The sequence below is a fragment of the Bradyrhizobium sp. USDA 4011 genome (assembly GCF_054063415.1).
This window is the reverse complement of the sequence record NZ_JBSSGG010000001.1, coordinates 4805916-4826650: the sequence shown is the minus strand read 5'-3', so window position 1 is coordinate 4826650 and position 20735 is coordinate 4805916. Positions and strand designations below refer to the sequence as shown.

20 protein-coding genes are annotated in these 20735 nt (G+C 64.6%); 3 read left to right on the top strand and 17 right to left on the bottom strand.

Annotated elements, in window-relative coordinates; genetic code table 11:
* Positions 1-17: 17 nt before the first annotated feature.
* The gene (locus ACVW1C_RS22630; protein ID WP_456760301.1) at positions 18-1670 is read right to left on the bottom strand and encodes a fatty acid--CoA ligase; all 1653 of its coding nucleotides are present in this window, start codon (positions 1668-1670) and stop codon (positions 18-20) included.
* Between the two features lie 386 nt (positions 1671-2056).
* On the opposite strand from ACVW1C_RS22630, the gene ACVW1C_RS22625 reads away from it, so the two are divergent.
* A complete protein-coding gene (locus ACVW1C_RS22625) occupies positions 2057-3097 on the top strand; it encodes an AraC family transcriptional regulator (protein ID WP_456760300.1) in 1041 nt (346 codons plus the stop codon).
* 36 nt (positions 3098-3133) lie between these two features.
* On the opposite strand, the gene ACVW1C_RS22620 is transcribed toward ACVW1C_RS22625, so the two are convergent.
* The 16 genes from ACVW1C_RS22620 to ACVW1C_RS22545 all read right to left on the bottom strand — a co-directional run bounded on the left by ACVW1C_RS22620 (position 3134) and on the right by ACVW1C_RS22545 (position 18580).
* Positions 3134-3310, bottom strand: coding sequence for a hypothetical protein (locus ACVW1C_RS22620; protein ID WP_224924689.1), 177 nt, complete (start codon positions 3308-3310; stop codon positions 3134-3136).
* A 115-nt stretch (positions 3311-3425) separates the two neighbouring features.
* Positions 3426-3845 (bottom strand): hypothetical protein, encoded by a 420-nt coding sequence (locus ACVW1C_RS22615; RefSeq protein WP_456760299.1) that lies wholly within the window; start codon positions 3843-3845, stop codon positions 3426-3428.
* Between the two features lie 122 nt (positions 3846-3967).
* On the bottom strand, positions 3968-4855 hold the full coding sequence (locus tag ACVW1C_RS22610) for a lytic transglycosylase domain-containing protein (protein WP_456760298.1): 888 nt from the start codon (positions 4853-4855) through the stop codon (positions 3968-3970).
* 39 nt (positions 4856-4894) lie between these two features.
* Complete coding sequence (locus ACVW1C_RS22605) at positions 4895-5425, bottom strand: YbjN domain-containing protein (protein WP_456760297.1); 531 nt, start codon at positions 5423-5425, stop codon at positions 4895-4897.
* Positions 5426-5438: 13 nt separating this feature from the next.
* Entirely contained in the window at positions 5439-6488 is a 1050-nt protein-coding gene (locus ACVW1C_RS22600) for a peptidylprolyl isomerase (protein WP_456760296.1), read from the bottom strand.
* Positions 6485-7078: a hypothetical protein gene (locus ACVW1C_RS22595; RefSeq protein WP_456760295.1), complete on the bottom strand. Its 594-nt coding sequence runs from the start codon at positions 7076-7078 to the stop codon at positions 6485-6487. Before ACVW1C_RS22595 ends, ACVW1C_RS22600 begins: the two co-directional genes overlap by 4 nt.
* A 2-nt stretch (positions 7079-7080) precedes the next feature.
* Positions 7081-8979, bottom strand: coding sequence for a putative porin (locus ACVW1C_RS22590; RefSeq protein WP_456760294.1), 1899 nt, complete (start codon positions 8977-8979; stop codon positions 7081-7083).
* 63 nt (positions 8980-9042) lie between these two features.
* The gene (locus ACVW1C_RS22585; protein WP_456760293.1) at positions 9043-9852 is read right to left on the bottom strand and encodes a TonB C-terminal domain-containing protein; all 810 of its coding nucleotides are present in this window, start codon (positions 9850-9852) and stop codon (positions 9043-9045) included.
* On the bottom strand, positions 9849-10382 hold the full coding sequence (locus ACVW1C_RS22580; RefSeq protein ID WP_456760292.1) for a hypothetical protein: 534 nt from the start codon (positions 10380-10382) through the stop codon (positions 9849-9851). Before ACVW1C_RS22580 ends, ACVW1C_RS22585 begins: the two co-directional genes overlap by 4 nt.
* 20 nt (positions 10383-10402) lie before the next feature.
* Complete coding sequence (locus ACVW1C_RS22575) at positions 10403-10807, bottom strand: ExbD/TolR family protein (RefSeq protein WP_092122695.1); 405 nt, start codon at positions 10805-10807, stop codon at positions 10403-10405.
* Between the two features lie 5 nt (positions 10808-10812).
* Positions 10813-12858, bottom strand: coding sequence for a DUF2341 domain-containing protein (locus ACVW1C_RS22570; protein ID WP_456760291.1), 2046 nt, complete (start codon positions 12856-12858; stop codon positions 10813-10815).
* Positions 12858-14516: a ShlB/FhaC/HecB family hemolysin secretion/activation protein gene (locus ACVW1C_RS22565; protein ID WP_456760290.1), complete on the bottom strand. Its 1659-nt coding sequence runs from the start codon at positions 14514-14516 to the stop codon at positions 12858-12860. Before ACVW1C_RS22565 ends, ACVW1C_RS22570 begins: the two co-directional genes overlap by 1 nt.
* Positions 14517-14909: 393 nt before the next feature.
* Positions 14910-15893: a FecR family protein gene (locus ACVW1C_RS22560; protein ID WP_456760289.1), complete on the bottom strand. Its 984-nt coding sequence runs from the start codon at positions 15891-15893 to the stop codon at positions 14910-14912.
* Between the two features lie 455 nt (positions 15894-16348).
* Positions 16349-16891 (bottom strand): RNA polymerase sigma factor, encoded by a 543-nt coding sequence (locus ACVW1C_RS22555; RefSeq protein WP_456760288.1) that lies wholly within the window; start codon positions 16889-16891, stop codon positions 16349-16351.
* Positions 16892-17093: 202 nt separating this feature from the next.
* Positions 17094-17822: a TonB family protein gene (locus tag ACVW1C_RS22550; RefSeq protein ID WP_456760287.1), complete on the bottom strand. Its 729-nt coding sequence runs from the start codon at positions 17820-17822 to the stop codon at positions 17094-17096.
* A complete protein-coding gene (locus ACVW1C_RS22545; protein ID WP_456760286.1) occupies positions 17819-18580 on the bottom strand; it encodes an STN domain-containing protein in 762 nt (253 codons plus the stop codon). The genes ACVW1C_RS22550 and ACVW1C_RS22545 overlap by 4 nt, the downstream gene beginning before the upstream one ends.
* A gap of 421 nt (positions 18581-19001) precedes the next feature.
* On the opposite strand from ACVW1C_RS22545, the gene ACVW1C_RS22540 reads away from it, so the two are divergent.
* Entirely contained in the window at positions 19002-19709 is a 708-nt protein-coding gene (locus ACVW1C_RS22540; protein WP_456763143.1) for a TetR/AcrR family transcriptional regulator, read from the top strand.
* A gap of 18 nt (positions 19710-19727) precedes the next feature.
* Complete coding sequence (locus ACVW1C_RS22535; RefSeq protein ID WP_207833677.1) at positions 19728-20699, top strand: ABC transporter permease; 972 nt, start codon at positions 19728-19730, stop codon at positions 20697-20699.
* Positions 20700-20735 lie beyond the last annotated feature (36 nt).

The following is a 20735-nucleotide window of genomic DNA, read 5'->3' as shown; positions in this document are numbered from 1 at the left end:
CGACTGCACCGAAGCCGTCATATGTCGCCGTACAGCTCGCGCAGCTCCTTCTTGTTGATCTTGCCGACACTGGTCTTTGGAATGCTGTCGATGAACAGGATCTTGCCGGGGATGCCGTATTTCGAGATCACGCCCTTGTCGGCGAACAGCTTGAGATGATCCTTGACGGCCTCGTCGCTGAGACCGTCGGCACCCGACGGTTTCTTGACCACGAGCGCGAGCGGTCGCTCGCCCCATTTCTCGTCCTTGACGCCGATCACCGCAGCCTCGGCCACGCCGGCGCATTGCGAGATCAGATCCTCGATCTGCAGCGAGGAGACCCATTCGCCGCCGGTCTTGATCACATCCTTGATCCGGTCGGTGATCTGGACGTAGCCGCCCGGGCTGACCACGGCGATATCGCTGGTGTGCAGATAGCCACCCTCCCAGAGTTGCTCCGAGCCCTCGGGATTGTTGAAGTAGCCCTGGGTGAGCCAGGGCGCCCGCAGCACGATCTCGCCGGGTGACTTGCCGTCATGCGGCACGTCCTCCATGTCGGGATCGACGATGCGCAAATCGACCAGCGGGCCGGCCATGCCGGCGCGGGTGCGAAATTCCACCTCGCCGTCAGGATCGCCGCTGAGATCCCTGGATTGGACATGGGACACCGCGGCAAGCGGGCCGGTCTCCGACATGCCGTAACCCGCGAAGATGTCGATGCCGGCCTCCATCGCCTGCTTGGCCAGCGCCTTCGGCAACGCAGAGCCGCCGATCACCATCTTGAGGCCCTTGAGATCGACCTTGGCCGCAGCGGCGGCGTTGAGCAGCATCTGCAGGATGGTCGGCACGCCGTGGGTGAAGGTGACGCCTTCGCTCTTGATCAGCTTGACCAGCATCGCCGGCTCGTAGCGCCCGGGATAGACCTGCTTGGTGCCGGCCAGCGTCGCCGACCATGGAAAGCCCCAGGCGTGAACGTGGAACATCGGCGTGATCGGCATGTAGACGTCGTCGCGCGAGAAGCGCCCCTGCGACCCGGCCATGCCGAACAGTGCAAGCCCGGCGATCGTGTGCAGCACGAGCTGGCGGTGGCTGTAATAGACGCCCTTCGGCAGACCGGTGGTGCCGGTCGTGTAGAAGGTGGTGGCCTGGGTGTTCTCGTCGAAATCGGGAAAGTCGTAATCCGGCGAGGCCGCCGCGAGCAGGCCCTCATACTCGCCGATGAAGGACAAGCTGCCGGTCTGCGGCGACGGCTTGTCCGACATCACGATCATCCGCTCGACCTTGGGCAGCTGCGCCTTGATGCCCTCAAGCAATCCGACGAACTCTTCATTGACCAGCAGCGTCGACGCGCCGGCGTGATCGATCGTATAGGCGATCTGCTCCGGCGACAGGCGGACGTTCACCGTCTGCAGCACGGCCCCCATCATCGGGATCGCGAAAAACGCTTCGAGGAAGCGATGGCTGTCCCATTCGAGCACGCCGACGGTGTCGCCGGGCTCGACGCCGGCCTTGCTGAGCGCCGAGGCGAGACGGCCGATCCGCTCTCGGGTTTGTCGATAGGTCTGGCGCTTGAGATCGCGATAGACGATTTCCTGGTCCGGCGCCTGGACGCTCGGCGTGTGCCAAAGCTGCTTGAAGATGAGCGGATAGTGATAGGCGGATTGGGCAGTCTGAATCAGCCTTCCAACCATGGAAGCCTCCCTCGACCTGGCATGTCCTCCGACCGTTGCGTCCGCAGTTCTAAGCGAGCGGATCGTGCGGTCTGCCGTGCTGCATCACGACGGTCTGACCGTGTGACATTAGGACGAAGCCTCGCGTGACGCCCGAGATTTGTGAAGGTCCGAAACGGACATCGGCGGGGTCTCAACCGGACAAGGTGCTTTTCATCAATGGCGACGGTCTTGCTGCTGCGCAGCAAGGGAGGCCCATTGATGAGTCTTGGGTTTTGGCGCGGACCGGCTATGTTCCAGGGGCTCGCGAACGGAAATCCACTCGGGCCAGGTTTGCGGCGCACTGCTTTCCGACCGAAGGGAAAGGCTGGTTCACTTTGCAACCAACCACGCGACTGAAGAGGCCTGTGGGCTCCCGCAACGACATCCTGACCGTCGGCACCGGCGACAAGGTCTATGAGACGACCAAGCTTGGCGCTGTCTTCGACATGCTGGCCGGCGCCGGCGTCCCGGCCGACGCCATCCTGCGCGACACCCGCATTCCGCTGGCCGATGTCCACTCACCGCAGGCGCGGATTTCGCTGACGCAGCTGATGACGGTTTGTCAAAACGCCCTACGCCTGTCGACCGACCGTCACCTGCCCTATCGCATCGGCGCATCGATCCACATCTCGACCTACGGAATGTACGGCTATGCGCTGCTGTGCTGCCCGGACTTTCGCAAGGCAATGGAATTCGCGATGCGCTACCACGCGCTCGCCGCGCCGCTGGCGACGATCGAATTCAGCGAGGACAAGGCCCATGCGAGATGGACCATCGAACCCAATCTGCACGCACTTGCCGATTCCGCCCTGTACCGGTTCGTCGCCGAGATGCAGATCGGCATCCACATTTCGCTGATGCGCGACATCATGGGACCAAGCTTCGCTCCGTTTGAAATCACGCTCGCCTATCCGCAGGCACAGGATTTCGATCTCCCGCTCGATCACGTCGGGTGCCCGGTGCGCTTCGATCAGCCGGCCAACCAGATCGTCTTCAAGGCGCAGTTGCTGGACCGGAGAGCCGATCTCGGCAACAAGACGACGTATCCGACCATCGTCGCGCTCTGCGACGAGTTGCTCGGAGACTTGAGATTGCGGACCGGCATTGCCGGAAAAATCCGCGCCATCCTGCTTCGCGACATCGCAAACCCGCCGACCTTCGAGGCCATCGCCAAGCAGCTCGGCGTGAACGACCGGTCGTTGCGCCGCCAGCTTCGTCAGCAGGGCTTTTCCTTCCGGGGGCTGCACGACGAGCTGCGGACCCAGATTGCGCTGAAATATCTCCGCAGCACGACGCTGGCCAATGACGACATCGCATTGGCGCTCGGCTTCAGCGATGCGGCAAACTTCAGGCGTGCGTTCCACCGCTGGACCAACAAGGCCCCGAGCGATATCCGCGGCGAATGATTGCGGGCCGCGATCGCACCGCTGCTGGCGCGAGCACTAATACGCGTAGGATGTCTTGCCCGGCTGCACGGTCAGCCGAAAGGCGACGTCTGTCGAACCGTCCATCAGCTCGATCAACTGGTCACACACCAGGCATCGAAACTCGCCGGCGATGCCGCCCTTCGACGTCAATTCGATCCGGCGATAGCCGGCCTGGCAATGGGGGCACGTCACGTCAGATTTTCGCATGGAATCAGCAAACCGTTACTCTCTCTATCTTCCATATGCCCATCGTCAGAAATGTGACGGCGTCACGATCTGTGCGAAACGGACGGTGTCTTCGCTGACGTTATCGATGACTGTAGACGGGTGCCGGCGGGCGATAGGGAAACGCCGAGACTCCAAAGTTGCGGCCATATTGCTGCTGCACCGCCGGGACGTTGACCACGCCCACCTTGAGGTCCTGCGATTTCGCGTCGATCGGCGGCGTGTTGGTGACGGGCGGATTGACCCGATCGACCTGCTTCTTCAACCGCTCGTTGATGCAGCCAAGCGAGGCCGCATCGCCGCAGCGCTCGGCCGGCGCGCCCGCGCCGCCACCTCTTGCCGCAGCCCGGCCGGTGCCGCCACTGGCGTCGCGGTTCAGGTTGAGCACCGGCGGCGGTGTGCCGACGACAATTTCCGGCAGCGGCGTGTGCTGCTGCGTCTGCGCCTGCGCCTGCATCGCCGACAATCCGGCAACGGCGACCGCCAACATGATCACTTTCATCGGTACTGCTCCTTGCAGAACCAGAATTGTTTCAAACGATAGGAAGCCAAGGGCGGATATCAAGGACAGATATCAAGCGAGGATATCGAGGTAACGATATGAATTCGGGCGGCACGGCCTTGCTATTTCCCTCCCCGGGCCTGGATCACGAGCGCGTTGAGCCGCGTGTTGAGCGCGACGAGATCGACGCGCCCGATGCGTCCGCCGCCGCCGAGGCATTTGCGGCCACATCCGCCGCCACCGCCACGGCCCGGTTCGCCGAAGGTCGCGACCGGTACGGTGCCGGTCACCCGAAAGCCGCGGGCAAACAGCCGGGCGCGCACCGCCACGCAATAATTCACCGACAGATAGGAGAAGCGGGTCTCGCCATGACCGGCGCGGTACTTCATGACCGCGGTGCACAGGTCGCCGCCGGCAAGGCGCCATGCTTGCGCAAGATACATGACGCCGAAGTGAATGTTGTTTTCGGGAATCGCGAGTTCGGCAAGCGAGCCGGAAAAGCCGAGCATGCGCGCGGTCGACGGTAGCAGTTGCATCAGCCCGATTTCGCCGACGCCACCGATCACGTCGGGATTGTAGCCGCTCTCCACGCCCATCACCGCCTCGGCGATCTCGGGCGCGAGCCCGCTTCCGGCCGCCTCCTTCTCGATCAGCGCGCGATAGCGCATGCGCGCGTCCGACACCGCGGGCTGGCTTACCGGCGGAGGCGCGAGCGCTTTCCCGCCGGCGTCCTTCGCCGCATCTTTGGCCGGCGCGGCCGGCTTCGCCGTCGCCTCGGCCGGCGGCTTAGCCGTGGCGTCGGCTGAAGGGTCTGCCGACTCGACGGCGGCAAAGCGCGTGCTGAATGACGACGCCGGCCTCTCTCCCTCGGCATGGGCGGGCTGGACAAGACAAAGCGCGAGCACAAGACCGCCGGCTGCGATGCGGCTGCCCCGGTGACGAGCAGGATCAAGCAGCTTCCGCCATCGGCTGAAGCTGCCCGCCTTCATCGTTGAGGCACCGTCATTCATCGGTCGCTTACGGCCCTGATCGTCGCGTGTCCGCATGATCTACTGGATGGTGGGAACTGCCCCCGCTTCCGCGGCGTGCTCATGCGCCGGCTGCTGGACCGGCGCACTCGGCTGCGGGGCAGCCGCCGCGCCATTGCGGGCGACGATCTTCGGCAGCTCCTCGCGCAGATAGCCGATCAGCTCCTGAACCAGCCGGTCCCAGACCTCGATCTGCGCCCGCACGAAGTTCGGCGCCACGCCGCCGGCCACGGAGATATCGAGACAGAACATCAGGAATGGCTGGCTGAACTGCAGCCGCCCGAATCGCCGCGTCGTGTTCCAGCGATTGACGAGGTCGAGCGGCAGCTCGCCCTGCACCTGAAGCGTGGTGACCAGCGTGGCGTCGACAAAACTCTGCTCCTCGCCGACGAGCTGGTTTCCCGGACGGATCTCGAAGCCGAGCCCCGCCGTCGCCGAGCGCAGATAGGTCGTGTTGACGACCGGATCGGTCAGCGTTTCGACGCGATAGCCGACATTCTGGAAGCCGTCGCGCAATCCGTCGATGGTGAGTTTGGTGATGATCTCGGACATCTCTATCTCCGTATTACTTCTTCGACGCGTCGAGCAGGCTCGACAGTGCAAGCTCGTTGAGGACGGGCGGATGCTGCTTCAGCAGCTCGGCGAGATAGGCCCGTCGCATCATGTTCGACCGCTCGGAGCGGATCTGCAGCACCAGCTGGTCGCGCACTTCCGGCAAGGTGCGGGTATAGGACGCCTTGGTGTCGAGCAGCTTGATGATGTGCCAGCCGTCGTCGAGCTTGATCGGCTCGGACACGCTGTTCTTGGCGAGCCCCATCACCTGGTTGCGGATCTCCAGACGGATCTGGCTCTCGGCAACCCAGCCGAGGTCGCCGGCATCCTTGGCGGCGTTGTTGTCGCCGCGCGCGATCGCCGCGAAGTCGGCTCCCGGCGCCTTCAGCTTGCGCTGCACGTCGTCGAGCTCCTGCTTCGCCTTGTCCTCTGCGGCCTTGTCGCCCTCCTTCGGAGCGGCGACGAAGATCTGCGCGAGCTGGAATTGCCGCGGCATCAGGAATGCGGCGCGATTGGCCTCATAGACCTTCTGCAAATCGTCCTCGCTCGGGAAATTGGCCGGCGGCGTCGACACCGATTGCAGGTAGAGCTCGACCACCGCGCCCTCGCGTGCCCGGTCGAGCTGCGCGGCGACGGCGGGTTGCTGATCCCACTTCTTCGCCACCGCCTCCTGCAGCACGAGGCGGTTGGCGAGCAGCAGCCGGACCGCCTGGCTCAGCATGGCCGGATCCTTGGCCAGCGCAGCCTGCTCGCGCGGCGCGAGGGCTGCGACATAGCTGCGGAGATCATCGGCCGAGATGTTGGTCTCGCCGACCCGCGCGATGACATTCTCGGGCGCGGCGGGCTTCGGCGCGGCCGCGACCGGCGCGGGCGTGGCGGCGGCTTGCGCCTGCGCGGCGGGCTGTGGCTGCAGCTTCCTGACCGGAGCCTGCACGGCGCGCGGCGCGGGAGCCTGGGTCTGGGCCTGCGGCTGCGCCGAGACATCGAGCGGCGCAACGAAAGCCGCGACGGCGACGGCGAGACCGATCGACCGGAGCGGCTTCACAATAAGAGCGGTCGTCATGGATTCACCTTCTGATCAAGGAACTTGTCCTGGCTTTCCTGCAGCTGATTCTGGATTTCGACGCGGCGCTGCTGGATCATCGGCTCACGCGAGACCACGATCTCGCCGATGGTCAGGTCCTTGTAGCGCTGCACCATCTCCTTGCCGGCCTTGATCAGCTGAGTGTTCTTGGCAATGCAGCTTTTGGTGCTGGCCTTGTAGGCGGTGGCCTCACCTTCGAACCTGGCCCGCTCGGCGTCCTTGGTGCGGGCGACCGTGGCAGCTTCTTCGTAAGCCGACTTCCACTTCTCCAGCGTCTCATCGCGTTCGGCGAGCCGTTGATTGAACTCGTCGACGGCGTCGCGATGCTCCTTGTCGGCTTTCTTCAGCTGCGCCTTGAGGTCGTCGACCTCCTTCTTGGCCGCCGCCTTCTCGCGATCGGCGTCGGCGACCTTGGCCTGCAACGCCGTGCGCTGGTCTTCCAGCGCACGGGTCTGCGCCGTCGCGCTGCGCAAGGCGTCGCGCAGGCGGTCGGTCTCGGACTGGGCGAATGCGGTGCCGGAGCTCAATGCTCCGATCGCCATCATCAGGACGAAGAGTGCGGTGCGCATGGTCAGAACTTCGCGTTGAGGTCAACTTGCAGGACGTCGACGGCATAGGGGCTGCCGGCGATGCTGTTGGCGCTCATCCAGCGCAAGGTCGCCCAGACATTCTCGCCGAGACCGATATTGCCGCCGACGAAATAGCCCTTGAGATTGGTGCCGCCGAGACCGAAGTCGGAGTCGGCGAAGGCATCGATGGTGGCGTCGGATTCCAGGTATTTGTAGCCGGCGTGGACGTTCCAATCCCAGAGATGCTTGATCTCCCTGTTGCCGACGGTGACGCGGCCGAGCCAGCCCTGATTGCCGCCGTTGAACGGGCCCGGCGTGGTGCCGCCATCCGGGCTTGGCCCGCGGTTGTTCATCAGCACCCCGTAGGTTGCCGCGGCCGTGTTCATGAAGGAGCGGCTGAACGCGGTGTTGTAGACATACTCGCCGTCGAGCACGATGTGGGTCGGATGGAATTGTCCGAGATCGAGCTGTCCGCTGACAACGACCGGCCGATATTGGCTGACCAATCCGAAATATTCGAACTGGTTGATCGTGCCGCCATTGTTACCGGTGCCCGGAGGATCGGCGATGATGTTACGCAGCGGGAAATAGGTATTGCCCTTCTGCGCGAAGGACGGCCGGGTCAGGTCGGTGTCGCAGACGTCGGATGCGGACGAGACCCTGCAGGGGCTCGAGAACTGGCCCTGAACATTGTCGAAGTCGTAGAAGGCAACGCCGAACCGGAATGAGTATTCCGGGCTGAACCGGGCATTGAAGCCAACCTGGCCTCCGAACAGCCACTTGTCGTGGCTGGCAAACTTGCTGGGCGGCGAGTTCAGGTTGCTCGGATCGGCCGGTAGATTGCTGCCGGCATTGAAATCGGTGTTGTAGATCGGGAACGCACCGCCCACGGCAAACGGAGTGAAGCCTTTCCAAACCTCGTGCTTGGCCTGAACGGCAAAACCGTCGAAGCCGAGCTCCTTGTACCAGACCAGATCGGTCGGCGACCAGAATGGATTGTCGATGCGACCTGCCGAGATCCTCAGATCGTCGCCCCAACTCTGCCAGTTGATGTAGCCGCGATCGAGCCAGACGCCATACTTCGAGAAGTTGCCGCCGCCGCCGCCAAGGGTCTGGTTGGTCGACACCGGCGAGCTGTTCTCGCCGGTCGCAATGCGCAGACCGGCAGTGAACCCGTACAGCAGGTCGGCTTCCATGCCGAGCCGGCCGCGGAAGCGGAACTGGTTGCGATCCTGCGTGGCGTCGTAGGTCGGACCAAACGCCGTGCTCGAAATGTCATACGGCGGCCCGGTATTGATCGCGTTGTAGTTGGCCGCGCCGGCCTGGTCGTTGCCGGTCGGGAAATAGTTGCCCTGGTAGCGCACGCGCGCATCGCCGTAGAAGCGGATGCGTTGCGCCCATTCCGGGTAGGTTCCGGGCGACGCCCAATTTTCTTTCTGCGCCTTGGCCATCACCTCCTGCTTAATCTCTTCCCGTAACTGTCTTTTGACGACTTCGGGAACGTAGGTGACGTGCCGCGTGCCGGGCGGCTGCGCCGCCGCCGCGGCGGCGGTTGCGGCCTTGGTGGCGTCGTCGGCCTTGGTCGTGGCGTCCTTGGCGGCCTGGCGGGAGACATAGGCCTCGTCCTCGGCCTGCTTGATCAGCGCCTGGGCCTGCTCCTCCTTGAGGACGCCCTGCTGCACCAGCAGATTGACGAGGTTGACGGTGGCATTCGACGATGTCGGCTTGGTGCTCGACACCTTCGGCTTCTTTGCGTCGGTCCGCTTCGCCGCGGCGCCGGGACCCTGCTCGGCAGCCTGGTCCGCGGTCTGGCCCACGGCCGGCGTTGCGCAGGCGAGCGCGCTCAGCGACACCGCAAGCGGCAACGCGCGCCATTCTGCGTGAGCTCGTTTCTTAAACATCAGTCCCCCAGTTCTCACTCGCACATTGAATTTCGAAGGTTGGTCGTTCGTCAGTCGGCCTGGTCAGCTCGGCCGTCGCGCGGTGACGCGCGTGACCACCGGCATCGGCATGTCCTTGGGTGGCGGCTCGCGCAGCGTCAGGCTGCCGATCACCTCGTTGCGAAGCGCCGCATCGATCTCCGGATTGCCGGAGGACGGCGTCAGGACGACACGGGTGACGTGGCCGGAGCCGTCCACCCACAGCCGCACCTGGATTTGCGTCGCCATGTTGCGGGTCTTCGGATTGGCGCGGATCGCCGCCTCGACCTGCGAGGTGATGATCGTGGTGTACCAACCCCAGCGGCTGCCACCGCCGCCGCCTCCGCCATACGGGTTGCCGCCGGGCTTGCCGCCGAGATTGAACAGATCGCCGGGTCCGGTCGGCTTGGCATCGAGCGACAGCGGACCGGGCGGCTCGTCGTTCTTGGCGTCCTTGGCCGGCTCGTCCTTCGGCTTGTCGACCGGCTTCTCTTCGTTGAACTCGGGCTCCGCCATCTTGGGCTGCTCGATCATCTTCTGCTCGGGCTGCGGCTGCGGCGGCGGAGGCGGAGGTGGCGGCGGCAGCGTCACATTGACGATGGTGAGATCGCGCACCTGACGCGGCGGCGGCAGATCGTCGTGACCGAGAAAGAAATAGACGATGCCGCCAAGGAACAGCGCGACCACCGCCACCACCGCGCCGTAGCGCAGCAGTGCACTGCGCTCGCCCTTCCGGGCGGCCGTGTTGCGGGCGGCGGTCGGCGGCGCCGCGGCTGTTGCGGGCGCGACGGCAACATCGTGATCGTCGACTGGCGGCGCGGCACGCGCGTTCTGGTCCCGCATCGGCGCGTTCATGGCGCGGCCTCCGCCGAGGCGCGGTCGAGCAGCCTGTCATTGACGTATTGCATGACGAAGCTGGCAAGCGCGTCGAAGTCCGTGGTCTTCAGGATGACCTTGGTGTCGGGGCCTGCTTCGATCGCTGCGTGAAAGGTCTCGACCTCGCTCAGATAGTCGACATAGGCCATCGCGTCGATCGACAGGCGGGCCCACGGGCATCGCGAGATCGTCAGCCGCAGCGGGTTGTCGGCGGGCCCACGGCCTGCGACGTGCCGGCGCAGCACGTCCGCGAGCTTGACCAGCAAGGCCTCGCCATGAACGGGAAATGTCACCACCTCGCCGCGCGGCTCTTCGCGCCCAACCGGGGCGACCGGCAACACGGGGAGGTCCGCGCCAATACCGGCGCGGATCGACACCTGCGACACGGGCTCGGCACGCGTGACGTCCGCGGCACCGCAGCCATGATCGAATGATCGCATCATGCCGCTCAGCCACGACCGCAGCGTCCTGCGCTCGGTCAGCGGGAAAGGTGATGGCTGCGTGATCATGGCGTCGCTTCCCGACTGGCTCACTTCACGAGCGGCTTGGTGGCGAGCCCGACCTGGCTCAGGCCAATACGGCTGAGCAGATCGAATACATCCATCACGCTCTGGTACTGCGCCTGCGCATCGCCGCGCAGCACCACCGGAAATTCCGGCGTCAGCGCCTTCTGCTGGATCAGCCGCTGCTCGAGCTCGGCCAGAGTCACCGGAATGGTGTCGAGGAAGATCTTGCCGTCATTGGCGACCGTGATCGCCTTGGTGGTCTGGGTCGCAAGGCTCGGCGCCGCCGAGGCCTTCGGCAGATTGACCTTCTGGCCCTGCACGGTCGCCGTCGTCATGATGATGAAGATCACCAGCAGCACGTAGGCGAGGTCCAGCATCGGCGTGATGTTGATGTCGTCATAGGGCTTGGAGTCGGCCTGGATCTGCATGGCCGTTACTCCGCGGCGATGCGGTGTTCGATCGGGTCCGGCCGGTCGGCGGAATAGAATTCCGCCATCTTGGTCACGAACTCGTCGACGAAGACCTGAATATCGTTGGTCAGGTCCTTGATCCGGGAGATCAGGTAGTTGTAGCCGAACAGCGCCGGGATCGCGACGCCGAGACCGGCGACGGTTGCGACCAGCGCCGCGGCGATGCCGGGCGCGATCGCGTTGACGTTGACGTCGCCGCTCGCCGCGATCGCCGCGAAGGTGATCATGACGCCGACCACGGTGCCGAGCAGGCCGAGGAACGGTCCGCCGGAGATCGCGATGGTCAGCACCACCATCAGGCGGTTGAGGCGCTGCATCTCCTTGACGACGCCGGAGTCAAGCGCCGCGCGGATCGCCGCGATCGAGACCGCCGACAGCACCGGCGCGCGCTGCGAATTATTCGCCCCGAAGCGATGGCGGATTTCCGCGGCGCCGATGTGGTAGATGCGGTAGAGCGAGGACGAGCGCATCATCTTGGCGTCGGCCTCGGTGAGGCGTCCGCCCAGCGTCGAGATGTCGTCGGCATCGCCGCGATCCAGCATGGTGAGATCAGCCGCGATCTCGCGGAACCCCTTCATGAACTGGGCATTCGCCTTGGCCTGCTTGCTGAGATACGAGGCTCTGTCGAACATCACCACCCAGCTGACCGCCGCCATGATCAACAGGATGCCGATCACCACCCAGCCGTCGAGCGTCACTGACTTCAGGATCACCGCGAAGTAGCCGGACAGCCAGCTTGCGGTCTCCTCGTCGACGCTGAATGCCATCAGCTTGGCCTGGTCGGGCCCCTGCCCGATCGCCATCACCTTGATGAGTCCGGCGGGGCGCGCGACCTTGCTGATCTGCAGTTCGTCCATGTCGCCGACGAAGCCGGCCATCGCGGCGGCTACAGGCGCCGGTGCCGGCGCTGCCGCCGCATCCGGCGTCGCCGCGGGCGCGGCGCCACCGTCCGCAGCCGACGCATCAGGGGGCACTGATGGTGTTGCTGCGGACGGGGTCGTCGCAGGCGCGATCGGAGAGGCACTGGAGGTCGACGAGTCTCCTCCGATCAGGCCAACGGTATTGAGGGCAGGCAGGCTCGCGCTGAGCGCGGCGTAGGATACGCCGTCGAGATAGAGCGTGACCTGGCCGTTTCCGGCAACGACGGCGACATGATGCCAGCTGCCGGCCGCCACCGGCGCTCCGGCGCTCGAGCGCTGCACGGAGCCCGCGTTGGTGACTTCGACAAACGGGCTGCCATTGTCGACACCGACCACCAGCGCGTTGGCGCCGTCACGCCGGCTGAACAGCGCGGCGTTGGGCTGCAAGGCGGCCGGCTTGATCCAGGCCGACCAGGTCAGCGCAGCACCATCGGGCGATGCGAGCGACGGCGAGGCCGGCACAGTTACCGGCGCACGGCCGTCGAGCCGCAAGCCGGTCCCGATCAGCGAACCGTCCGCCGGCTGGCCGACGCTTTGGGCGTTGTTGGCCCAGACCGAGGAATCGATCGCCGGCGTGCCGCGCTCGTTGAAATGATAGACCGTCAGGGTATCCGGATCGTAGGTGCCCTTCGGATCGCTGGTCGCGAGCGCTTTCTTGTTGCCGTAATAGAGCCAGATATCGGTCCGCGCGCCCGGCGCGATGTTGGGCACCGCGACCCAGACCAGGCCTTCGCCAAGCAGCGAATCGAACTTCTCGATGTGATGCTTCAGCGGCGTCTTGTCGTCACCGGCGACGAACCGCAGATCGCTACCGTCGTCTTTGGCCGAGCTGAAGCGGAAGTTGCCGACATGCAGCCGCACCAGCACCGGCACCCCGCCGATCGGATCGGTGACGTTGGCGCCCGACGCGCTGGCATCGATCGTGATCTTCTTGCGCAGCGACCATTCGTCGTTCCACCACGCATTGGCGGGCGCGAGCGACGCCACCAGGGCGACGAGCCCGAACAACAATGCCGTCGCGGCGTTCGCAATGCCTCGGCGCAGCGCCGGCCGGCGCGTGCCCCGCTCGAGAGTAAGACCCATCCCCATCAGAATTCACCCCAGATTCGGAAGTTCACGCGCGGACTATTTGCGTGCGTGTATTGTTGAGCGACCCCGGGCACCGAAAGCGCGACCATGCCGTTGAAATATTCGAAGGTCTTGAATCGGGTGCCGAGGCCGTAGCTCCATGCGACGAATGACGATTGCTGATCAGGCAACGGCTGCTGGATCGACGCGTAGCCGGCATCGAAGAACGTGAAGAAGCGCCAATCGTTGAAGGTGATGAAGCGCGGCTTGCCGTCGCCGGTTTCGCTCTTGAGCTCGCCTTGCAGCATGCCGCCGACATTGGGCGTGCGCAGCTCGAAATTGGCGACCGCGCCGTTGTCGCCGAGCACCTCGGATTCGAGGTAGCCGCGAACGGTATCGAGACCGCCGAGGCTGAACTGCTCGCTCGAGACCAGCGGGCCGTCGGCAATCTGGCCCTGCACCTTGCCGTAGAGCTGGAACCCTTCCGGCAGCTCCTGGGTATGCGAGACGTCGAGGTTGAGGTGGGTGAAGCTCGGCGAAGCCTTGAAGCGCTTCGCGTCGAACTCGTCCCACGGGCTGCTCAGCGTCCGGATGTTGTAGGTGACGCCGGCATTGAACTGCGTCGTGAACTTCTCTTCCTGGAACGTCGCCCCGTAAGTCGCGACGACGGGATAGTAAGTGACTGGTGACGAGAACCCGTCGGTGCCGAGCTTCACGGTCTGGTCGAAATGCTTGTAATCCATGCCGACCGACAGCGTGTGGAAGAGACCCTCGCGCGTCGGCAGCGTGATCACGGCGCGCTCGCCGATGATCGTGCCGGGACCGACCACGTTGGTGCCGCCGATCGTCGCGACATTGCTGTTCGACTTGACGCTGTAGAACAGCAGACTGAGCCAATCGGCGTTCGGTATCCGCGCCATGTACGAGCCGGAGAACACCTCGGCATCGCTCGGGCGCTCCGGCGCGACCTGATAGGTGAAGCTCAGAGAATGCCCGAGCTGCCACAGATTGTCGTAATGCACGGTGGCGGAGACGCGGCTCGCTGTGGTGGACGGCGATTGCCGGTTGTTGGCTTCGACGCTGGCGTGGAACGGTGCCTTGTCCTCGACATTGAGATCGACATCGACGGTGCCCGGCGCAACGCCGGCGCGCAGCGCCGGAGTCACGCGGCGATCCGGCCACTGGTTGAGCGACACGATGTCCTTGGTGACGTCACCGAAATTCGGGACGGTGCCTTCCTTCAGCGAAGGCGCGCTGTCCTTGATCCGGTCGAGATCGAAATAACGCGAGTTCTTCACCCGCAGCCGCCCCACCTTCAGCTCGGTCACCTTGAGGGTGACCACACCGCCGGTCACGTTCTGCTGCGGGACCGCGACGCTGACGGTCTGGAAGCCCTTGTCGTGATACGCCTTCTCCAGCGCGGCCCGCGCCTTCTCGACGTCCTCCGAGGTCTTGCCCGGACCGAGGAAGGGATAGATCGCCTCCTCGATCTCGACTTGCGGCAGTCTATCGGCGCCCTGCACGGCGAAGTCGTCGATGTCGAAGCGCTGCAGCGGCGCCGACGGCTTTTGCGCCGGTGCATTCGCCTGCGTCGGCTGCTTGTCCGCCGCCGGCGCTGCGGCCGTAGCCGCATCTTTCGCTGCTTCCTTTGCCGCACGCGCCGGAACGATGGCTGCCACGGAGCCAACCACGGTGAGTGCCGCAGCCGACACCCGCAACCCGATCCGGCATCGCTGACGATGCCCGAAAACCCGATGATCTCTTCGACTACGCACAGACGTCCCACTTACTTCGCGCAGACGCGCGCCATCGCGACAGGAAGGCCGCGATGACGACGCCTTACTCAAAAGACGACTGGGCGAACGCAAACCCGCAAAAGAATCTGCGGCAGCGCAAAAGAAATTTTTGGTTTGTTAGGAGATCGAACGACGCGGCGCCGATTCGTTCGACTTTAGCCGCGCTTCGATTGCAGCGAACGGGACTAATGCATCTTTCTGATGCGTCGTCTTCACGCGAACCGGAATCCATCCCGCATCAAGTGCGGGACAGGCGTCGCTCGAAAACGCTTCACGTCAACTCATCAGCACCACACCGCCGGGCAGCGATGTGATCCGCGCGCCGAACAGTTGCTCGACCTGAGCGACGAAATTGTCGAGCTTGTCGACCTGGAAAGTGCCGTTGACCAACCGGCGTTTCAGTTCCGCGTTGGTAATGATGATCTTTCCGGCGCGGTACCGGTTCACTTCGTCGACGACGCTCGCCAGCGGCCGGTCGCGGAAGATCAACAATCCGGTCTGCCAGGCCGCGACCTGCTTGGCGTCGACCGGAAGCGATGCCTGCAGGCCCGCGCGCGAATAGGTAACCTGTTCGGCCTTGCGAAGCTGCACAGAACGGCCGTCCTGCTCGACGGTGACGATGCCGTCGAGGCACGTCACCGAAACCACGCCATCGAGGCAGCGCGCATTGAAATCGGCCTGCAGCGCGCTGATGCGCCCGTCGCGCGCCAGCATCACCAGCGGCATCGGCGACGACCTGCGGGCGACCACCGAGGCCTCGCCCGAAATCAACTCGACCCGCGTCTCGTTCGGCGCGGGTCGCAGCGCCAGGCTGGTCTGGGTATTCAATTCAACCGAAATGTCGGGCGCCAGCATCACCTTGCGCTGTTCGCCCTTCGCGGTCCGGTAGTCGGCCGAGAGCTCCTCGATCGACGGCCACATGTCGAGTGGCGGGCGGATCATCACGTAGCCGGCTGCGGCTGCGATCGCACCGCCTAACACGATGCGCCGCGTCAAGAGGCGTGATGGCCGGGGCGGCAACGCCACCACGGGGGCCGCGGCGGCCTGCTCATCGGCGAGTTCCTTTGCCGCGGCGCTGGCGTTGCGGAGCAGCCGGGCAGCCGCCCTGAAAGCATCCTCGTGGTCGGGACTTTGCGCGCGCCAGCGTTGCAACGCGTCGACGTCGGCGCGTGTCGGCGCGCCGGCTTTCAGCCGAACAACCCAGTCAAGCGCCTCATCCAGCAACGGATCGGGCCCGGAAGTGCGGGTCGGCTCGGTCACGACGGATTGCTCATCACCCTGCTCGCCAACCTCAACCTCCCGACCGCGTCGAGCACATAGCGAAGGTTGCTATATAGACGATTCCGACGGCAGCATGGCACCGCAATCGGCCGCGCACAACGCAGGCAGAAACATCCGGTAATCGCAGCTTGCGCCCCATCGCGCGCCCGAAGGCCGCGCGGCGTTCGCATGCCAGGGCGATCAGGCCTGCATGTGTTTTCAGCCGACGCAACACTTCCGGCGAACCTTTCCCTGGCACCCAACCGGTCCTTATGAGATCGCTCTCTACCCTATAGACGACGGAAAGCCCGCTATCCCGCAGAACAGAGGTTGAAAATCCTGCAGCTTTTGCCCCCTGATTTCAGGTCAAACGCCTGCAGTTGTTGGAAATAGTTCCGGCAACAAATTTCGACGGCCCGCCGCGCGTGACGGCGTGCGCCGCGACCGCGGCGGGATCACGTGCGGGGACGAGGACCGCCGAGACGACGGATCAGAGTATAATCGAGGCAATCGGCACAATGGCTCAGGGCCAACTTCAAATCGCTTTCCACCGTTCGCACGCTGACACCCAGGCGGGTCGCCACGTCGCTCGGCGTCCGTCCCTCGATCGTAATACTATAAAGCACATCGCGCGGCCGCTCCGGCAATTCGGCCAACGCCCGCTTGAAAGCATCAATATCGGAGCGAGCCTCGACGATTCGCGCCGGGCTCGGTCCGTCGTCGCTGACGTCGAGCAATGAATCGATTTCGGCCGCGCTGACGCGGAGATTCTGCGCCTTCTGGCGATCCCGGGCGATGTTGATCGCGATACGGAAGATATAGTCGGCTGGGCTGCGGATCGGCACCGCGTCAGTGACCCGCTCCAGCCGCAGAAACGTCTCGTGTAGGGCTTCGTAGGCGAAGTCCGACGATCCCAGACGGCGGGTCAATTTCCTGACCAACCCGTCGTAGTTCTCTGCAAGCTGGCCCCGCAGCCGCACTCGATTGATTTCAGCCACGTTTCGCGGCCTCCCAGACACCAGCCCGATATCCAGATTGAATTGTTCTTGAAGCTGCCCGTCTCGTAACGGCCGCGCACAACACATTTATGACGGCAACAAGTCGGCGCCGAACGACACGCAAGCTGGTTACATCGCGGTCACATCCAAACAATGAACTGCCGCTCGCGCTTGCGAAGCCGAACGGGCCCGCGCAATTGGATCAGGCCGGGTCGAAGACCAAAGTGATCTGAATATTGAGCCGGTCGGGCAGCGCCGACGGGATCAACGGCAGCGGCTGCGCCCGCCGGATCGCGTCGACCGCAGCCTTGTCGAGCACGGCCTGTCCGGAACTGGTCTTGACCCAGACATCGAGCAGGGTGCCGTCCCGCTGCATGGAGAACAGCGTCTCGACCGCCCCATGCAGCCGACCAAGCCGCGCCGCGTTCGGATAGCGCTGGTAGCGTGCCACGTGGCGAAGCAGCGCCTGCTGAAATTTCACGGCGACACTGTTGGGCGGCGCATCGGCGGGCGACGGCGTCGGACGCAGGCTCGGCACGGCAGGCTCCGCCGGCATCGGCTCCCGTGCCGGGGCCGCGGTCAGATTGTCGAGCGGCGGATCGGAGTTCTCCAGCGACACCTCGGTCCGGCTCGCGAGGGTCGCGGTTTGCGGCTGCGACACGGGTGCAACCGGTATAGGCGCAGGTGATGGGCTCGGCAGCAACCGAACCTGGACGATCGAGCTCTGCTCCCGGCTTGCCGGTCCGGCCGGCGGCTGCAACCGGATCCAATAGATTCCCCCGACGAACAACAGGGCTGCGATCGCCGGCACCAGGAGCAGGCGCAGCACCTCGCCCGAGGTCCAGGCGCTCGGATCCTCGGGATGAAACACCAGGGTCATCGGACTCATGCCGCCCACGCCATCGGGTCCGCTGCTGTCGTCGGCACTCATTGGAACGATTTCACCCGGATCGCGATCCGCACCGGCTGCGACGCATTCGCAGGCGTCGTTCGGCTCACGGTCAATCCTTGCAGCGCCGCGGTCACGGCGGCATCACGGTTCTGATCGCCGGTCGATCGCGACAGCCGGGTTCGCTGGATCGTACGCGAGGAATCGATCCACAGATCGACGACGAGCTGATAGCTGCCGCCGCGAGACCCAATATTCTTCTGCAGCGCTTTTTGAATGTCGAGCTGCAGGCTTTCGCTGTAGTCGCGCAACGCGCTGGTGTCGTTGCCGTCACCGGTCGCGCGCACCTGCAGCGTCCCCAGCGACAGATCCGCGGTCGCAAGCGGGCTCGCCGGCGGATGGTCGGCGCGCGAAGCAAGCGTGATGGCGTCCGGACGAATGTACTGGACCTTCAGATCGGTTCCCTTCAGAAGCAGGTTCAATGCTTCCTCAGGCGTGAGGGTCCCTTCGACCGGCGCCGACTTCCGGCCGGTTGCCGAGTTGCTCTCGTAAAGCACCTGCACGCCGGTGCGTTCGCCATAAGCCTGCAGCGCGCTCGCAAGCGGCTGGGACGGGATGTTGAAGTCGATCGGCGTGGATGTGGCAACGATCTCGCGCTGCTGCGCGGCGACCGCGCAAATGCCGCCGATCAACAGCGCCGCGCAAATCCCGAACAGATACCGCGACGTTGCGGAGGCTCCCGGAGCGCCAGCGCCGATCGCAGCGCCCGCGCGTGCACAATATGATCCAACTGCCGTCATAACCTTGCTTCGGCCCAAAGTGACCGTGGGTGAAATTCGGCCAGCATGTCTGTGCGGGTTGACCTTCCGGGCCGGCGAGCCTGCGTTCTTTATATCTGGAATGTGACGGCCGTCTAACCGGCGACATGATCGGCCGGAGTGCCGGGAATTTGTGCTGACCTTTCAGCGCGAAAAGTTCCCGAACAGCGCCGGAGCTGCGCCGGGCTCCAGGCAAGCGACGCGGCGCGGCCCAAAAAACGAGCGAGCGCTCTCTCAGAAAAATTGATCATCCCCCTTTTCCGAACCGCGGTTCGTGGGCTAGGAATTGAGCAAGGGCGAAAAGCCCGGCCCGGATCGGCAACCAAATGAAATGATCCGGGGACATAGCCAGGGAGGCAACGTGGGTCTCGCGCGTCAGCGGCCGGGGACGAATGCGTTCGCGATGGACGTGCTTTGCGCACGCATTCTCGAACGCCATCGTGATTCCATCCGGGTCCAGAAGCCGCATCTTGCCGTTCCGAACCTCACGCGCATCATCGGCGCGACGCTGACGCTGTCCAACAAGCACGGCTTTCATGCCACTACGCTGCGCCAGCTCGCGGAGGCGTCAGGCCTCAGCATGGGCGGCCTCTATACCTATTTCGACAGCAAGCCGACGCTGCTGTCGATGATCCTCGGCGAGGTCGCCGAAACGGCCGCCGAGGTCCTCACCGCACCGCCCGCCAGCGTGAAGCAGGATGCGCGCAAGCACCTGCACTGGATCATCGCCACCCATGTTCGCATGAGCGAGGCGATGCAGCCCTGGTTCGTGTTCTCCTTCATGGAAGCGAAGTCGTTTCCGCCCGCGGAGCGCCAGCGCGCCGTCGAGATGGAGGTGATGACCGAGAAGATCATCGCCGACGTCCTCAAACAAGGCGTCGCCAGCGGGGTGTTCGCCATCGACCAGGTCACGCTGACGGCCTCGCTGATCAAGCCGCTGCTGCAGGACTGGTACGTCAAGCGCGCGAAGTACCGCAGACGCGGCACCTCGATCGAGGCCTACATCAACGCCGTCGGCGCCTTCGTCGACGCCGCGGTCGCCGGCCGGACGCGGCCCGGCCGCGTCGCGACCGGCTCCCGCACGAGATCCAGGCCGACGGCGCAGCCATAGCAGCAGGAAGGACGAGGAATGAAGCGATTGCGGTTCAATCAACAGGAGATCGTCTTCGCCGTATTCGCCGTGCTCTTCCTGGCGTTCTCGATTTTCCTGCGCGGCTTTCTGACGCCCGAGAACATGCTGACGCTGCTGCAGAACGTGGCGGTGCTGGGCATCCTCGGGCTCGCCATGGCGCTGGTCGTGATCGGGCGCGGCATCGACATCTCGCTGATCGCAGCGCTCGCGGTCCCTCCGGGGCTCGTGCTGCAGATGGTGCAGAACGGCCACTCGCTGCCGGCCTCGCTGCTGACGGCCGTGCTGCTCACGATCGCCTTCGGCCTGGTCAATGGCTGGCTGATCGCCTACGCCGAAGTCCCTTCGCTGTTTGCGACGCTGGCGACCGGCCTGCTGCTCGCCGGTCTCGGACAGGCCGCGCTGTTTCAGCTCGACGTCGTGCAGTGGAGCGACGGCATGCAGGGCTTCGAGCGGCTTGGACAAGGCACCATCCTCGGCATACCGACCTCGATCGTGATGTTCGCGATCGCCTGCGTGGTGGTCGCCTTCCTGCTGCGCCAGACCCGCTGGGGCGCCTATATCTACGCGATCGGCGACAATCCCTATGCGGCTCGCGTCACCGGCATCCCCTCGCGGCCGATCATCGTGCTGCAATATGTCGTCGCGGCCCTGATCGGCTGCTTCGCCGGCCTGGTGATGGCGGCGTCGGTCAACTCGATGCCGACCCGCGTCTTCAATTCGACCCTGATCTACGACGTCATTCTCGTCGTCGTGCTCGGCGGCATCGGGCTGTCGGGCGGCCGCGGCGGCGTTCTCAACGTCATCATCGGAACGCTGCTGATCGGCACCATGCTGAACGGCATGACCATCATGGACATTTCCTACGCCGGACAAAACCTCGTCAAGGGCGTCGTCCTGCTGCTCGCCGTCATCACCGATTCATTCCTGAATCCGCGCAACGAAGAAACCGCACAGCAGGGCGACATCTGAACCAAGCTACAAAGAGATCAATCACGACCAAGGAGG

Bases quoted from the DNA above. Each gene is read 5' to 3' on its own strand.
- ACVW1C_RS22630 (WP_456760301.1), bottom strand. From the start codon at position 1,670: ATGGTTGGAAGGCTGATTCAGACTGCCCAATCCGCCTATCACTATCCG.
- ACVW1C_RS22615 (WP_456760299.1), bottom strand. From the start codon at position 3,845: ATGAAAGTGATCATGTTGGCGGTCGCCGTTGCCGGATTGTCGGCGATG.
- ACVW1C_RS22610 (WP_456760298.1), bottom strand. From the start codon at position 4,855: ATGAATGACGGTGCCTCAACGATGAAGGCGGGCAGCTTCAGCCGATGG.
- ACVW1C_RS22605 (WP_456760297.1), bottom strand. From the start codon at position 5,425: ATGTCCGAGATCATCACCAAACTCACCATCGACGGATTGCGCGACGGC.
- ACVW1C_RS22600 (WP_456760296.1), bottom strand. From the start codon at position 6,488: ATGACGACCGCTCTTATTGTGAAGCCGCTCCGGTCGATCGGTCTCGCC.
- ACVW1C_RS22595 (WP_456760295.1), bottom strand. From the start codon at position 7,078: ATGCGCACCGCACTCTTCGTCCTGATGATGGCGATCGGAGCATTGAGC.
- ACVW1C_RS22590 (WP_456760294.1), bottom strand. From the start codon at position 8,979: ATGTTTAAGAAACGAGCTCACGCAGAATGGCGCGCGTTGCCGCTTGCG.
- ACVW1C_RS22585 (WP_456760293.1), bottom strand. From the start codon at position 9,852: ATGAACGCGCCGATGCGGGACCAGAACGCGCGTGCCGCGCCGCCAGTC.
- ACVW1C_RS22580 (WP_456760292.1), bottom strand. From the start codon at position 10,382: ATGATCACGCAGCCATCACCTTTCCCGCTGACCGAGCGCAGGACGCTG.
- ACVW1C_RS22575 (WP_092122695.1), bottom strand. From the start codon at position 10,807: ATGCAGATCCAGGCCGACTCCAAGCCCTATGACGACATCAACATCACG.
- ACVW1C_RS22570 (WP_456760291.1), bottom strand. From the start codon at position 12,858: ATGGGGATGGGTCTTACTCTCGAGCGGGGCACGCGCCGGCCGGCGCTG.
- ACVW1C_RS22550 (WP_456760287.1), bottom strand. From the start codon at position 17,822: ATGAGTGCCGACGACAGCAGCGGACCCGATGGCGTGGGCGGCATGAGT.
- ACVW1C_RS22545 (WP_456760286.1), bottom strand. From the start codon at position 18,580: ATGACGGCAGTTGGATCATATTGTGCACGCGCGGGCGCTGCGATCGGC.
- ACVW1C_RS22540 (WP_456763143.1), top strand. From the start codon at position 19,002: ATGGACGTGCTTTGCGCACGCATTCTCGAACGCCATCGTGATTCCATC.
- ACVW1C_RS22535 (WP_207833677.1), top strand. From the start codon at position 19,728: ATGAAGCGATTGCGGTTCAATCAACAGGAGATCGTCTTCGCCGTATTC.